We start from the raw sequence: 14,050 nt of genomic DNA, 5'->3' as shown, positions 1-14,050 counted from the left end.
CGGTGGCCGCTCAATACGCTCCCACCCGGTGGCCGCCGCTGCGCAAACGATCGTCGCTCTCGTCGAGATGGCGCTGGTATTCGGAGATCGCACGGTTGGCCATGCGGATCCGGTTCGTCTGTCCCTCCTCGACCATCACCGTGATGCGCTGCGCCAGGAACACGCAGGCATCGAATTCGTCGCGGACGGCGCCCGTACGCGCGAGAAAGTCCCAGGCGATTTCGTAGGCCTCTTCCGCGGCCGGATTGCGGTAGTCGCTGAAGATGATGTGCGTCATCACTGCCAAAGCCGGAGCGCGGCAATCGTTCCTACCGGTCGGCGGCAGGCCGGGCGCGCGAAAGGCCATCAGCCGCCTTGGACAGCCGATGGTCTGTTCCTGCCGAGGAGCGCGAGAAACCGCGCGGGCTGGCGGTTGATTCGACTCAGGATGGTCCTCTAGCGGCTCCGATGGGCGCTTCGTCGATCGTCAACGCCCGCGCTCCCATCGCGCGCGCCTCACGTCATCCGACCGGAAGCGGACCTCGCGACTCCGCGCGTGTTCCGCCGAAGGACCCGACGCTAACCTGCGATAGCAAAACATTAAGCAGGTCGTTCACGGCAGGAACGTCGAGCTCGACCGCTGGTTCACAGCAGCGTGCGGCCCTCATCGCGGCCCAAGGAATTGCTGATCTGATGACCAACGCTCCCCCGACCGCCGGCAATCTCTCGATCTCGCGTCCCGGACAGGGACGGCCGGACAATGCCTCCGATCCCTACTTCATGCGGATCCGCGACGACCTCGCGGACAAGGGCTTCTTCACCGCGACAGCGGAAGAGCTGATCACATGGGCGCGCACCGGGTCCTTGATGTGGATGACGTTCGGCCTCGCCTGCTGCGCGATCGAGATGATGCAGATGTCGATGCCGCGCTACGACGCCGAGCGGTTCGGCTTCGCGCCGCGGGCGTCTCCGCGGCAATCCGACGTGATCATCGTCGCGGGCACCTTGACCAACAAGATGGCGCCCGCCTTCCGCAAGATCTACGATCAGATGCCCGAGCCGCGTTACGTGATCTCGATGGGATCCTGCGCCAACGGTGGCGGCTACTATCATTATTCCTATTCGGTCGTGCGCGGCTGCGATCGCGTGGTGCCGGTCGACATCTATGTGCCCGGCTGTCCGCCCACCGCAGAGGCGTTGCTCTATGGGGTGCTGCTGCTTCAGCAGAAGATCCGGCGCATGGGCACCATCGAACGCTAGACGGCAAAGATTGCAGCCATCGAACGGATCGGACATGACGCAGATCCCGCTCTCCTCCGCGGCGGAAGCCGAGCACGCCGCGTTCGACTTCGACCGCAACGACGATACAAGGCAGATCGTCCCCGACGTCGCATACCGGCAGCTTGCCATCGTCAACGTGATCTTCGTCGGCTTCGAAGGTGCCGGCGACGGCAATTGGGTGCTGGTCGACGCGGGCATTCCCGGATCAGCTTACGCCATCCGCTCCGCCGCCGGCGCGCGATTCGGTGGACAGGGCCGTCCGGCCTGCATCGTCATGACACATGCGCATTTCGATCACGTCGGTGCACTCGAGACGCTGGCGAACGAATGGGACGTCCCGGTCTATGCACATCACGCCGAGCATCCCTATCTCGACGGCACGCGAAACTATCCGCCGGCCGATCCGAGCGTCGGCGGCGGGCTGCTCGCCCTGCTCTCTCCGCTGTTTCCGACCCGGCCCGTCGACGTCGCATCGCGCCTCTACGACCTTCCCGTGGATCACACCGTGCCCTTTATGCAGGACTGGCGATGGGTTCCTACGCCGGGCCATACGCCCGGCCAGGTCTCGCTCTGGCGCGAGCGCGATCGTGTCCTGATTGCCGGCGATGCCTTCATCACCACACGGCAGGAATCCGTCTACGCGGCGATGACCCAAACACCGGAGATGCACGGACCGCCGATGTATTTCACGCCGGATTGGGCGAGCGCGAAAGGCTCGGTGCGCCAACTCGCCGCGCTCCGTCCCGAGGTCGTCGTGACCGGCCATGGCGCGGCGATGCAAGGATCCGAGATGCGCTCCGCACTCGATGCACTTGCCGAACGTTTTGACGAAGTCGCGATGCCTCCACATCGCCGAGCATAGGAACAGTCGCCGCCGCGCACAATTGGATCATCGTGAACCTCAAGGAGAAAACGACATGCGTAAGACAGTTCTGACGATCTTCACCGCGGCGATGCTCGCCGGCGCTACGGCTGGCGCGGCGTTCGCGCAGGGCGCTGGCGGCGCGGGTGGCGCTGGCGGAGCCGGTGGGGCAGGCGCGGGTGCCGGCGCAGGTGCGGGTGCCGGCGGCGCTGGGTCCGGAGCGGGCTCGGGCAGCGGCGGTGCAGGGAGCGCCGGCGGCGGTGGTGGGATCACGCATGTGGAGCGTGGCGGGCAAGGCGCCTCCAGCGCCCCGGGCATGCGCAACGAAACCACTCCGCCATCCAACGGCACAACGCGCCGCTAGAAGAGCGCGGTCGCGCTCACCCGGGCCGATCCTCTTCGAATCGTGCGCGCGAGAGCAGCCCCGGCGAGTCCTCCCCGAGCCGGGGCTGCATCCGTGTCCGAACCGCTGTGGCCGGGTTCAAAACGTCTCATATTGGCTGCGAGAGTTGGACAGTCCCGCTCGAGTGCGGCAGATGCAGGGGGTACTAACGCGCTCACGCGATCCGCCGGCTCCCGCTGCCCCGGCATTTCCGGGGCGCAACCTCGTCGCGCGCCCGGAATGACGGCGCGGCTCTCAGTCCTTCAGCCCCGCGACATAGGCCGCGAGCTTGTCCAGCGTCTGGTAGCCATATTCGACCGCGCCGAAGCTGATCATGCCGTCGCGCTGCGCGGTGCTCGAGGCCAGCTGGCGCATCATCAGCACGGTCTTGCCGTTGCTCTGCTCGGCAAAGGTGACGGTGAAGCGGAACATGCCGGGATCGTCGTCCTGGTCGACGCCGTGATCCATCTCCATCAGAGACGGCCGCTCGATGCGGCGGAAGCGCATGCGGTTCGGATAGACCGTTCCGTCAGGGCCGATCATGTTGAAGCGCCAGACGCCGCCGACGCGCACGTCGATCTCGAACGTCTCGACCTTGAATCCCTTCGGCCCGAACCATTGCGGCAGATGCTTCGGATCGGACCACGCCTCGAACACCAGATCGCGCGGCGCGTCGATCACGCGCGACATCACGATCTCGCGGTCGAGCGACCATTGCGACAGGGCGGGATTGGCAGAATTCGTCATCACTCGGAACCTTTCCGTTTGGCTGTTCGGGACGGCCGCCTGGCGGCAGCCCTCTCCTTCTCTTTCTTGAGCTTCATCACATAGGCCTCGAACCGATCGAGCCGCGCCTCCCAGATCGCGCGCTGCTGCTGGAACCAGTCCTCCGCGCCGACAAGCGCATCCGGGCTGAGACGGCAGGTGCGCACGCGGCCTGATTTCTCCGACAAAATGAGCCCGCTCGTCTCCAGCGCGTGGATGTGCTTCATGAAGCTCGGCAGCGCCATGTCGAAGGGATCGGCGAGCTCGCCGACCGACGCCTCGCCGGCACACAGTCGCATCACGATCGCCCGCCGTGTGGGGTCGGCAAGCGCTGCGAAAATCTGGTCAAGGCGGGACGATTGGTTAGCCATGAAGCTAACTATACACGGAGACCGACGGGTGTCAACAATTGTTAGCTGATTGGCTCAGTTTTGGAGCCCGGATCGAGCTACGCGCGCTTCAGACCGAGCGCGTCAGCCCGCCGTCGACGCGGATGTTCTGGCCGGTGATGTAGGCGGCGCCGTCGGAGGCCAGGAACGAGATCGTCGCCGCGATCTCCTCGACCTTGCCGTAGCGCTTCATCGGCACGCTGTCGCGGCGGGCGTCCTGCTGCGGCAGGCTGTCGATCCAGCCCGGCAGGACGTTGTTCATGCGGATGTTGTCGGCTGCATAAGCGTCGGTGAAGATCTTGGTGAAGGCGGCGAGCCCTGCGCGAAACACCGCCGAAGTCGGGAACATCGCGCTTGGCTCGAACGCCCAGGCCGTCGAGATGTTGATGATGGCGCCGCCCTTCTGCGCCTGCATCAGCGGCGTCACCAGCCGCGTCGGACGGATCACGTTCAGGAGATAAGTGTCGAGGCCGGCGTGCCACTGCTCGTCGGTGATCTCGGTGATGGGCGCACGCGGCCCGTGGCCGGCGCTATTGACGAGCACGTCGATCCGCCCCCACTTCGCCATCGCAGCATCGACGAGGCGCTTCAGATCGTCATTCGACTGGTTCGAGCCGGTGACGCCGCAGCCGCCGAGCTCGGCGGCCAGCGCCTCGCCCTTGCCCGAGGACGACAGGATGGCGACGTGAAACCCGTCTGCTGCCAGCCGCCGCGCAGCCCCCGCCCCCATGCCGCTGCCGCCGGCGGTAACGAGTGCGACCTTCCCTGCTGCCATGACCGATCATCCGTCTTGTTGAGGCGAGCCGCAGGCTCGGCCTATCATGAGGCCTTCTACAGCCAGACCTGTCGGCAGGTCCATGGTCGAAGGCATCCATCATGAGCGACTTGAGATGAGTGATTTGCAGATCCGCAACCTGCGCCCCGACGAAATCGCCCTCGCCGTCGACTGGGCCGCGGCCGAGGGCTGGAATCCGGGCCTCGCCGATGCCGCCTGCTTCGCGATCCCCGATGCGCTGGGCTTCTTCGTCGGCGAGATCGACGGCGAGCCGGTCGCGACCGTCTCCTGCGTCAACTACGACGACCGCTTCGCCTTCCTCGGCTTCTACATCGTGCGCGAGCGCTTTCGCGGCGCGGGCCATGGCCTGCGCATCTGGAACGCGGCGATCGCGCATGCGGGCGCGCGCGTGATCGGGCTCGACGGCGTCGTGGCGCAGCAGGACAATTACAGGAAATCGGGCTTCCAGCTTGCCTACGCCAATATCCGCCACGGCGGCGTCGTGACCGTGCGGCCGAAACCGTCTGCCGAGGTCGTCGCCCTCGACAAGATCCCGTTTGCAATTGTTGAAGCCGATGATGTCACCGTCTTCCCGGCCCGGCGCAGCGCCTTCCTGCGCGCCTGGATCAACACACCCGGTCACGTTGGCCGCGCGTTGCTGCGTGACGGCAAGCTCGCCGCATGGGGCGTGATCCGTCCGTGCCGGACGGGCTACAAGATCGGCCCGCTCGTCGCCGACGATCGCGCGGCGGCGGAGGCGGTTGTGCAGGCGCTGCTGGAAAACGCGGGCGGCGGCGAGGTCTTCCTCGATGTCCCCGCCGTCAATCGCGAGGCCATCGCGCTCGCGGCCTCTTTCGGCCTCAAGCCCGTGTTCGAGACGGCGCGGATGTACACCGGGCCGATCGCGCCGCTTCGCATCGACCGCGTCTTCGGCGTGACCAGCTTCGAGCTGGGCTAGTTCAGTAGCAGCGCATGATGTTGACGGTGTGCTCGCTGCCGCCGCGGCCGGGCACCGTCACCTGCTCCGTCGGGCAGCTCGGTACATAGGGGCGGTCGGACGGAACGACGTTCGGTGGATAGCGATGCGTCCAGTCCCAGGGCACATCATAGGTGTAGGTGTAGCGCACATCGGTGGAGAGCGGCTGGCTTGGATCGGCGAAGGGCTGGCTGTAGCCGGCGCCGTCGTAGAAGAAGCCGCCGCCGCCCGGCCAATAGACCCAGGGGCTGCTCCGCCGATGGAACCGGGCGCCCGGCCCGATCGGCGCACGTGCTGCAGCCCGAGGCGCGGCGGCTACGACGCCGGGCGACGCGGCGCCAGCGGGTCTGGCAAGACTGTCACTGCAGCTAAGGAGCAGCGCGGCTGCGCTGAGCGAGGCGAACAACGCCCCATGTGATCTGGCAATCATGATACGCACCACACTCGTTGGCTCTGCGATAGCGGCTCCCCGCGAGAGGCTAGGCCCGGCCGACGCCCACCCGCAAACGTATAATTAATCATTGGTTAAGGCACGAGGTTAACGGGGACCATGGTGCGGCAGAACGCCCGGGATTCCTATCTCGTTTCAGCCATTCCGTTCCACGGCGTGCGCTTCATAACCAGTTGATCGAAGTTGACCGCTCCCGGCCCATACGTCCGGAACGCTCCCGCATCGCAACCGTTGGCCCCGGCACAAGCAAGGAGCATCTCCAATGCAGAACAAGTCGAAACTCCTATGCCTGATCACGGCATCGCTGGTCGTGGGCACCGCGGCCGCCTCGGCGCAGGGCTACGACTGGAACGGACCACGCGTGGGCTCGGACCGCACGGCCCCCTACGAACCGGTTCAACCGCGCGCGTACTATCCTGACGTCGTGGGGCCCTACGGCGCGTTCAATGGCACCAACCATCCGACGCCGAGCTCGACGCAGGGCGATGTCGGCCCTGACGGCAACAACAACGGCACGCTGACCGGCAGCTATCGCTGGTAAGGCCGACTGACGCGAGGCCCACCGTCCCGCTGCGGGCGGTGGGCCTTCGTGCGTCAGCGGCCCTGCTGCTTGCGCAGCCAGTCGAACATGTCCTGCGGACTTCCGCTGCCCTGTGTCACGATGGCGGTATTTCCGCCGCTGCGGCGATAGACCGTCGTGCGCCCGGGCGCCTTCTCGATTCTCACCTCGGCCTGCGCCGGATCACCGCTCTGGGTGATGACCGACGATCCGTTCTCGTCCTGGACCACCGTGGTGTGACCGTCACCGGCTCCGGCCGGCGCCGTCGCCACCACGGTCATGAGTCCCAGTCCGGATGCGAGCACAAGCAACTTCATGTCACGCCTCCATCATCGGCCGAACTGGAAGATCGCCAGCCAGTTGAAACGCCCGAACTGCCGCACCGTTCCCGTGTTCATGTCTCCGATCTGGAGCAGGAGCGCGTTGGTGGAATTGCCGATCTGGGTGATCCCGGCGGTATTGCTCACCCCGGACTGACCGATCACGGCATTGGTGGTGCCGCCGACCTGGATCACGTTGGCGTAGTTGCGCGTGCCGTCCTGGACGATGGTCGCGTCCGCCGTGCCGGTCCCGCCGATCTGGATCACCCGCGCGATGTTGATGCGGCTGTTCTCCTCGATCGTGACAGGCTGGACGCTGTCGCCGAACTGCACGACCGTTTCGATGCTCACGTTCCGGTTGGTCACGCTTCGCTGGACGGATCCGGCGGAGGCCTCCGTCGCCACGCTCCCGGCGGCGAGTGCCGCCATCATCACCAGAACATGCCTGCCGTGTCTCATCGCAATTCGCCCCGCCCGGATTCTGTGGCTTCCGGTTCGCGCCGATCCTACGGACCGCTCTGGTTGACCGTCGACGTGTTGACCGCGCCGAACTGCGCGACGGATCCTGAATTCATGGCGCCGAGTTGGGAGAGCAGGCTCGACGCCGACTGGCCGACCTGGCCAATCGAAGCGGAGTTGAAAATTCCCATCTGGCTGACCGACGCTGACGTCGTCCCGCCGAACTGGAGTATCCCGACGACGTTGGTGGTCCCGGCCTGCACGACGGTACCGCTCGTGCTACCGCCGACCATGAACAGGCCAGCCATGTTGAACTGGCTGCTCTGGTTCACCGTGACGGGAGCACCGCCAACCGACACGATGTTCCTGAAGTCGAAGGTCTGCGCCTGCACCGAGCCTATCTGTGTGCAACAGACGACAAGAACCGCCATACTTGCGGCTGTGAAAAACTGATGCTTCATGGCAGGCCTCTGCGACGTTGCCGATACCAGGAATGAACCCCGCGATCACGGGGTCTGCTGAAGAATCGTCGATCCGTTCAAGACGCCGAGTTGAGACAGAAAGGCCGCGTTGTTGCCGCCGATCTGCCCGATCAGGCTCGTGTTCGAGCCTCCGCTCTGCCCCGCCAGCGCGAAATTGCTGATCGCGGCCCCCGCCAGCCATCCTCCCTGCCCGATCGTCAGCGAGTTGACCGAAGTCGATGTCCCCGCTTGCGAGATGGTCGCCGAGTTGATCGTGCCGAACTGCAGGGTGGTGGCAGTGTTGCTGGTGCCGCCGCTCTGGGAGATGAGGGAGCTGTTCGCTCCGCCGAATTGCAGCACGCTGGCCGAATTTCCGGCGTGGGCTCCGCCAGCGGTCAACGCGCTGAGGGTGATGACCGTCGCCATGACAAATTTGACACGCATTGGATGTCCTCCGCAAAGAATAGCGGCCGTAGATCCGCCTCCGGTCGGGCGGCTGTGCGGTGTCTTCCAGGCGCCGCCCGGACGCGCAGCGCTGCTGCGCGCCCAGGGCGGTTCAGGGCTGGCTCAATGCTGGTTGATGACGCTGGTGTTGCCGAAGAGGAAGATCGAGTTCTGCCCCACGGTTGCGCTGTTGCTCGGCGGCAGCAAGGGGAACGAGCTCTGAGAGATCGAGCTGTTGTTGCCGCCGAAGGCGTTCTGCAGGGTCGTGGCCGTGTTCACGATGCCGCCAGTCTGGCTCACCGTGCTGACGTTGTTGAGCGACGGAATGCCGAGGCCCTGCGAGGTGGTCGCCGAATTGAAGAAGCCGATCTGGGTCGTGCTGGAGCTGTCATTCGTCACGCCGTTCTGCGTCACGGTCGAGGAGTTTGCGCCGCCGACCTGAACGGTGGTGGCGGTGTTGGCCGCGTGAGCAGCGGACGAGAGAGCGAACACGGCGACGGAAGCGAGAAACAATTTGCGCATGGCTAATCCCTTTTCTGCCAAAGTATCTGACCAGGAGTGGCGATGCCGGTCGTCGAACGCACCGACATCATGGGATTACTGTGAACTGATTGGCCCCGAGGCGACAGACTGCAGTTCATGCTAGTCCGGACCGACTAGATTCGCGCGGCCTCAGTGCCCTGTGGCGTGAAACGAAGAATGCACCGCGCCAACGCGCGCAGCGTCTGCCTCCAGCCCCATGCTGTCGATCAGCCGCACCACCTCGATCGGCGTCCGCAGCTCCAGCTTTCGCATCATCCTGGCGCGATGCACCTTCGCCGTCACTTCGCTCACGCCAAGTCGCGCCGCGATCTGCTTGGCGATGAGCCCTTCAGCCATCAGCAGCATGATCTCGCGCTCTCGCGCCGTCAGCGTCTCAACACGCTGGCGGGCCTCGCGCATGGCATCTTCGCGTTCGAGCCGTCTGCGATCGCGCTCGATGCCATGCCTGATCGCATCGAGGATCTCCTGCTCGCGGAAGGGTTTCGGCAGAAACTCGACCGCGCCGCGCTTCATGGCCTCGACCGAGATGCGGACGTCGGAATGGCCGCTGATGAAGACGATCGGAATGGGCACGCCTGTCTCGGCGAGCCGGCGCTGAAGCTCGAGGCCGGTCGGCGACGTGCCGGGAAAGCGCACATCGAGCACGAGGCACGAAGGCCCGCCGGAAATATTCTCCCCGAGAAACTCTTCCGTCGAGGCGAACAACTTCACCTTGTGTCCAGTTTCCTCGCAGAGACTTCCGATCGCAGTTCGAATCTGAATTTCGTCATCAACGACATAAACCATGGCTTGACATGAACTCATGGCAACGGACTCCCCGGCTTGGGTCTCGATAGGCAAGCAACGAGCCATCCATTCTTCTCGCAGGCGAAGACAAGGTGCTTGGGTAAAGTCGCAGGGATCGGGCGAGTCGCATCCGTCCACCGGTTCGACCTCTTAGGGCCAACATCCGCTCACCACCAGTGAAGGCGTTCACATATCGAGCTTCGTGATTGGAGAGAGTTGAGCTCGCCACTGTGCGCATCGCGGCGGCGCGCGATGTCGAGAACGCGGCCATCCGGTGTATCGACTGCTGTATCGCCAGCTGCGTCATGCATCATCACTCACGTGCCGACCAGAACGCCGGGCACCGGCCGCTTCGGCCGGAGCAGACGGGACGTTCAGTAAACTTGTCGAATTCGATGCCGCACGCGCCATATCGATACGCCCCGTATGCATCTCCAGCAAATCACGAAAAGTCGCACCCCGACGACTTTACTTCTGGATCATCAGCCGCGCCCGACCGTCGCCCCTGCAGGAGCGACATACTGACGATTGATATCGCTGTGGTAGAATACAACCATAGCGAGCGATACGTCCGTGCCGCCAGCGAAGCCATTTTCAAGAGGCGGGTTTTTGATATGCGATTCGTTTCAATCATTGCCTTGCTCGGAACTGCATGCGGCCTCGTCGCGGTCACCACCGCGGGGCCGGTCGTCATGGGCGCGGCCGGGAGCGCTGCGGACAAGGCGTCGCACGTCCTGGAATCGACCAGGCGCCTGCTCGTGCCCGTCGGTCGCGAAGCCCCGACCTTCGGGTCGGATGCGCCAATGTTCCGCTACGCTTCGATCCAGCGCGGCAGCATCGAGCAGACCGTCACCGTCACCGGCGCCCTGCAGCCCGTCAAGACGATCGAGGTGGGTTCCCAGCTGTCCGGCCAGCTCGCCCGGGTCTATGTCGACTTCAACGACACCGTCGCCAGGGATCAGCCGCTCGCCTTGATCGACCCGCGCAGCTTTGCGGCCAAGGTCGACGAGGCCCAAGCCTCCCTGGCCGTCGCCAATTCCCTGGTCGACATCGCGCGGGCCAAGCTCGATCGCGCCAGGATCGACCTGGAGAACGCCAGGGGCAGCCGGGACGTGCTCGCCGCCAAGCTCGAGAGCGCCCAGGCGGTCAAGAGCTCGGCGCAGAAGACCCTGCAGCGGAAGCTGGCGCTCCAGTCGCAAAACGTCGTGGCGACGACGACAGTCGACGACGCGCAGACCGAGTTCACGGCACGTCTGGCCCAGGAGCGCGAGGCCGAGGTCTTGATGTCCCTCAACTCCTATTCGGTGGAGGGGGCACAAGCCGACGTCCGCCGCATCGAGGCGGAGTTGCAGCAGGCACGCATGGCCGTGCCCGAAAAGGCGGCCGTGCTCGCCGCGGCCCGCGCCGATCTGGACCGCACCGTCATCCGTTCGCCGATCGACGGCGTCGTCGTCGGCAGGTTCGTCAACGAGGGCCAGACGCTCGCAGTCGGACTGGAATCACGCACCACCTTCATGGTGGCGCACCGCCTGGAGGACATGGAGATTCACGCGCAGGTCGATGAAGCCGATATCGGCCGTATCGCTCCCGGGCAGCGCGCGCATTTCACCGTTGACGCCTACCCGGACCGCCGCTTCGAGGCCGTGGTGCGCCAGGTGCGCAAGGCGCCGCAGACCCAACAGCATGTCGTCACCTACACCGTGGTCCTGGCGACCTCCAATCTCGACGGCGCGCTGCTCCCCGGAATGACTGCGCTGGTGAAGATCGTGATCGAACGCCAGGACGACGTGCTGAAGGTGCCGCTCGCCGCGCTGCGTTTCCAGCCGGCCGGCACGCGGCCGGACGCCACGGCACGCAGCGGCGTGTGGGTGCGCACCGCGAGCGGCGCGCTCCGGCACGTGGCCGTGACGGTCGGCGCAGCCGGCACCGAGCAGGTTGCGCTCCGGAGCGGAGACCTTGTCGAGGGCAGCCAGGTCGCCGTCGGCCAGGCCATCCGCCCGGCAGGCATGGAAATTCTCGGAATCAGGTTCGGGTCATGACCGCCTCTCCGCCCCTCATCAGCCTTCAGTCGGTCAGCAGGACCTATCGCACCGAGGGAGTCGCGGTGGCCGCAGTGCGCAATGTCAGCTTCGACATCGCGCAAGGCGAGATCGTCGCCGTGATGGGGCCGTCCGGCTCCGGCAAGTCGACGCTGATGAACATGATTGGACTGCTCGACCTGCCGAGCGAAGGGGCGGTCTACCTCCAGGGGGCCAACGTCGCCGAGCTCACGGAAGATCGCCGTTCGTCCTTGCGCGCCCGCAGCATCGGCTTCGTGTTCCAATCCTACAATCTGCTCGCGCGGCACGATGCGATCGAGAACGTCGCATTGCCGCTGGTCTATTGCGGCGTCGGTCGCAAGGAACGTCTGGCGCGCGCCGAGCAGCGCCTTCGGGACGTCGGCATGCTGCACCGGGCCCATCACTTCCCGCGGCAGCTCTCCGGCGGCGAGCAGCAGCGCGTCGCGATCGCGCGCGCATTGATCGCCTCCCCCCTGATCGTGCTCGCGGACGAGCCGACCGGCGCGCTCGACAGCCGCACCGGCGCCGAGATCCTGTCCCTGTTCGCCGCGCTCAACCGGACCGGCCAGACCATCGTCATGATCACGCACGATTCCGGCATCGCGACCCAGTGCCGGCGCACGATCCACCTGCATGACGGCGAGCTCGTCGGCGACAGGACGCCGGCTCCGATTCTGCCGAAACGGAGCGCTGCGTCATGACGATGCTCCAGGGCTTTCAGATCGCCTTGCACGCCTTGCGCCTCAATCTGCTGCGCAGCTTCCTCACCATGCTCGGCATCGTGATCGGCGTGGCCTCGATCGTGACGGTGTTTGCGATCGGGTCCGGCGCGCAGCTCCGTCTCAAGGAGCAGATCCGTTCGATCGGCGCCAACGTGCTGATGATCACTCCCGGCGCGGTCTACCAGGGCGGCGTGCGCCTCAAGGACGGCAGCAAGCTGACGATGACCGAGAGCGACGTGCAGGCCATTCTCGAGCAGATTCCGGAAATCCAGGCCGCGGCCGGCTCCATCGCCGGGACGGCGCAGGTTATCCACGAGGGCAAGAACTGGAACACGACGATCAACGGCACGACGACCGGTCACTTCATGGTGCGAGACTGGCAGCTGGCGACCGGGCGCTATTTCTCCGCCACCGAGGAGGCCGGTGCCGGCAAGGTCGTGATCCTCGGAAGCACGGTTGCGCGCGAGCTGTTCGCGCCAGGCGACGATCCCATCGGCACGCAGATCAGGATCATGAAGGTGCCGCTCGAGGTGGTCGGCGTTCTCGACCGCAAGGGCCCGGCGCAGGACGACGTCGCCTTCGTGCCGCTCGCCACGGCCAAGCTGCGCTTTCTGGGCAGCGCAAGCAACATCAACCGCGACTCGGTCGCCTACATCATCGCCAAGGTGGCTTCGGATGGTCAGATGGCGGGGGCACGATCGGAGATCGAAAACCTGCTGCGGCAGCGCCATCGTATCCCCGCCGGCCAGGAGGACGATTTCAAGGTCCAGGACCCGGCCGCCGCCATGGAGGCGCAGCAGGGAGCGATCCGCACCGTCGCGCTGCTGCTCGTTGCCATCGCCTCGGTCTCGCTCCTCGTCGGCGGCATCAGCATCATGAACGTCATGATCGTGTCGGTCACCGAACGCACGCGGGAGATCGGCATCCGCCGCGCGCTTGGCGGGCGAATGCGCGACATCCGCCTGCAGTTTCTCTGTGAAGCGCTCGTCCTCTGCCTGCTCGGCGGCGCCATCGGCGTCGCCGGCGGCATCACGCTCTCGATGACGGTGGCTCGCATGGCGGGGTGGATCACCTCGATCGACGGCCAGGCGATCGGCCTTTCCCTCGTCTTCTCCATCGCGACTGGCCTCATCTTTGGTTTTTATCCCGCCCATAAGGCATCAAAGCTGAGCCCGATCGAGGCGCTCAAGACGGAGTGAGGACATGCTGGGATGTTCGCATCAAGCAAAGGCCAGGGAGGCACTAGCCATGAGCTCGGATCCAAGGGATTTGATCACACCGACACCGCGCGAGCGGGAGCTGATGATGCTGATCGCGCGGGGGATGCAGAACAAGAACATCGCCTACGAGCTCAGTATCTCGGAGAACACCGTGCGGGCGCACATCGGCAACATCATGCGGAAATACCGGCTTCAGAACAGAACGCAGATCGCGATCGTGTTTGCGCTGCACGCGGCGCCGTCGTCGCTACGCCGAGATCTCGCCAAGGCCGAACGTTATCCGACGGCAACACAAAATCCACGGGCGCTAACCGCGCCGGATTGAGTGTTCCGGTCACAATCCCTTGCGTTGCCCGACGGGCAAAACACGCGAGCTCTAGGTCAACGCGCGGTAGCGAAAATATTCCACTTTGCCGAATTTCGGAATTGTCGTATATGTCGCGACAACCCGGCCCAAGGAAGAGGGGCGTATCGCGATCGTCACGACACGCGGGCCGGACGGCGGTGGACGTGGGTCACACCGGCGCGAACAGCTTCGCAGGGCGGGCAACCGTGAGCGGACGCGTCGTGCCAGCGACGGGTGTGGTTTGCGTACGGCAAAATCGTGTGGTCCTGG

20 protein-coding genes are annotated in these 14,050 nt (G+C 65.3%); 9 read left to right on the top strand and 11 right to left on the bottom strand.

The window, feature by feature from the left end:
• Nucleotides 1-10 precede the first annotated feature (10 nt).
• A complete protein-coding gene (locus IC50_RS31940; protein WP_081492565.1) occupies nt 11-277 on the bottom strand; it encodes a hypothetical protein in 267 nt (88 codons plus the stop codon).
• A gap of 395 nt (nt 278-672) precedes the next feature.
• Between IC50_RS31940 and IC50_RS31935 the strand changes: the two genes are divergently transcribed.
• The 3 genes from IC50_RS31935 to IC50_RS41635 are packed head-to-tail and all read left to right on the top strand — an operon-like array spanning nt 673 to nt 2,486.
• Nucleotides 673-1,239 (top strand): NuoB/complex I 20 kDa subunit family protein, encoded by a 567-nt coding sequence (locus IC50_RS31935; RefSeq protein WP_035714719.1) that lies wholly within the window; start codon nt 673-675, stop codon nt 1,237-1,239.
• Between the two features lie 34 nt (nt 1,240-1,273).
• Entirely contained in the window at nt 1,274-2,122 is an 849-nt protein-coding gene (locus IC50_RS31930; RefSeq protein WP_035714716.1) for an MBL fold metallo-hydrolase, read from the top strand.
• A 55-nt stretch (nt 2,123-2,177) separates the two neighbouring features.
• Nucleotides 2,178-2,486 (top strand): hypothetical protein, encoded by a 309-nt coding sequence (locus IC50_RS41635; RefSeq protein WP_157461136.1) that lies wholly within the window; start codon nt 2,178-2,180, stop codon nt 2,484-2,486.
• 273 nt (nt 2,487-2,759) lie between these two features.
• Here the strand turns inward: IC50_RS41635 and IC50_RS31925 are convergent, their stop codons facing one another.
• The 3 genes from IC50_RS31925 to IC50_RS31915 all read right to left on the bottom strand — a co-directional run bounded on the left by IC50_RS31925 (nt 2,760) and on the right by IC50_RS31915 (nt 4,433).
• Complete coding sequence (locus tag IC50_RS31925) at nt 2,760-3,251, bottom strand: SRPBCC family protein (protein ID WP_035714712.1); 492 nt, start codon at nt 3,249-3,251, stop codon at nt 2,760-2,762.
• Complete coding sequence (locus tag IC50_RS31920) at nt 3,251-3,640, bottom strand: ArsR/SmtB family transcription factor (protein WP_035714708.1); 390 nt, start codon at nt 3,638-3,640, stop codon at nt 3,251-3,253. The genes IC50_RS31925 and IC50_RS31920 overlap by 1 nt, the downstream gene beginning before the upstream one ends.
• 88 nt (nt 3,641-3,728) lie before the next feature.
• On the bottom strand, nt 3,729-4,433 hold the full coding sequence (locus tag IC50_RS31915; RefSeq protein WP_035714705.1) for an SDR family oxidoreductase: 705 nt from the start codon (nt 4,431-4,433) through the stop codon (nt 3,729-3,731).
• 115 nt (nt 4,434-4,548) lie between these two features.
• Here IC50_RS31915 and IC50_RS31910 point away from each other — a divergent pair, with 115 nt between their 5' ends.
• Nucleotides 4,549-5,391, top strand: coding sequence for a GNAT family N-acetyltransferase (locus IC50_RS31910; RefSeq protein WP_035714821.1), 843 nt, complete (start codon nt 4,549-4,551; stop codon nt 5,389-5,391).
• A gap of 1 nt (nt 5,392) precedes the next feature.
• On the opposite strand, the gene IC50_RS31905 is transcribed toward IC50_RS31910, so the two are convergent.
• Nucleotides 5,393-5,839 carry a hypothetical protein gene (locus tag IC50_RS31905; protein WP_035714701.1) on the bottom strand — a complete coding sequence of 149 codons (447 nt, stop codon included), beginning with the start codon at nt 5,837-5,839 and terminating at the stop codon, nt 5,393-5,395.
• A gap of 283 nt (nt 5,840-6,122) precedes the next feature.
• Here IC50_RS31905 and IC50_RS31900 point away from each other — a divergent pair, with 283 nt between their 5' ends.
• A complete protein-coding gene (locus tag IC50_RS31900) occupies nt 6,123-6,401 on the top strand; it encodes a hypothetical protein (protein ID WP_035714698.1) in 279 nt (92 codons plus the stop codon).
• 53 nt (nt 6,402-6,454) lie between these two features.
• On the opposite strand, the gene IC50_RS31895 is transcribed toward IC50_RS31900, so the two are convergent.
• From IC50_RS31895 to IC50_RS31870, 6 genes are all read right to left on the bottom strand, one after another.
• On the bottom strand, nt 6,455-6,736 hold the full coding sequence (locus IC50_RS31895) for a hypothetical protein (RefSeq protein WP_035714695.1): 282 nt from the start codon (nt 6,734-6,736) through the stop codon (nt 6,455-6,457).
• 12 nt (nt 6,737-6,748) lie between these two features.
• The gene (locus tag IC50_RS31890) at nt 6,749-7,198 is read right to left on the bottom strand and encodes a minor curlin subunit (RefSeq protein ID WP_035714691.1); all 450 of its coding nucleotides are present in this window, start codon (nt 7,196-7,198) and stop codon (nt 6,749-6,751) included.
• Between the two features lie 47 nt (nt 7,199-7,245).
• Nucleotides 7,246-7,659, bottom strand: coding sequence for a hypothetical protein (locus tag IC50_RS31885; protein ID WP_035714688.1), 414 nt, complete (start codon nt 7,657-7,659; stop codon nt 7,246-7,248).
• 45 nt (nt 7,660-7,704) lie between these two features.
• A complete protein-coding gene (locus tag IC50_RS31880) occupies nt 7,705-8,085 on the bottom strand; it encodes a curlin (RefSeq protein ID WP_244429689.1) in 381 nt (126 codons plus the stop codon).
• A gap of 141 nt (nt 8,086-8,226) precedes the next feature.
• The gene (locus tag IC50_RS31875; protein WP_035714683.1) at nt 8,227-8,625 is read right to left on the bottom strand and encodes a hypothetical protein; all 399 of its coding nucleotides are present in this window, start codon (nt 8,623-8,625) and stop codon (nt 8,227-8,229) included.
• 150 nt (nt 8,626-8,775) lie between these two features.
• Nucleotides 8,776-9,450: a response regulator transcription factor gene (locus tag IC50_RS31870; RefSeq protein WP_035714681.1), complete on the bottom strand. Its 675-nt coding sequence runs from the start codon at nt 9,448-9,450 to the stop codon at nt 8,776-8,778.
• Nucleotides 9,451-10,046: 596 nt separating this feature from the next.
• Here IC50_RS31870 and IC50_RS31865 point away from each other — a divergent pair.
• The 4 genes from IC50_RS31865 to IC50_RS31850 all read left to right on the top strand — a co-directional run bounded on the left by IC50_RS31865 (nt 10,047) and on the right by IC50_RS31850 (nt 13,759).
• Complete coding sequence (locus IC50_RS31865) at nt 10,047-11,471, top strand: efflux RND transporter periplasmic adaptor subunit (protein WP_035714680.1); 1,425 nt, start codon at nt 10,047-10,049, stop codon at nt 11,469-11,471.
• The gene (locus IC50_RS31860; protein ID WP_035714678.1) at nt 11,468-12,193 is read left to right on the top strand and encodes an ABC transporter ATP-binding protein; all 726 of its coding nucleotides are present in this window, start codon (nt 11,468-11,470) and stop codon (nt 12,191-12,193) included. Before IC50_RS31865 ends, IC50_RS31860 begins: the two co-directional genes overlap by 4 nt.
• A complete protein-coding gene (locus IC50_RS31855) occupies nt 12,190-13,413 on the top strand; it encodes an ABC transporter permease (RefSeq protein ID WP_035714676.1) in 1,224 nt (407 codons plus the stop codon). Before IC50_RS31860 ends, IC50_RS31855 begins: the two co-directional genes overlap by 4 nt.
• A 103-nt stretch (nt 13,414-13,516) precedes the next feature.
• Nucleotides 13,517-13,759: a response regulator transcription factor gene (locus IC50_RS31850; RefSeq protein WP_244429688.1), complete on the top strand. Its 243-nt coding sequence runs from the start codon at nt 13,517-13,519 to the stop codon at nt 13,757-13,759.
• Nucleotides 13,760-14,050 lie beyond the last annotated feature (291 nt).

Source organism: Bradyrhizobium genomosp. I (2014) (genome assembly GCF_000261685.1).
In the GTDB taxonomy this organism is placed as follows: domain Bacteria; phylum Pseudomonadota; class Alphaproteobacteria; order Rhizobiales; family Xanthobacteraceae; genus Bradyrhizobium.
Note: the sequence above shows the minus strand (reverse complement) of the source record. Positions and strands in the feature narration are given on the sequence as shown.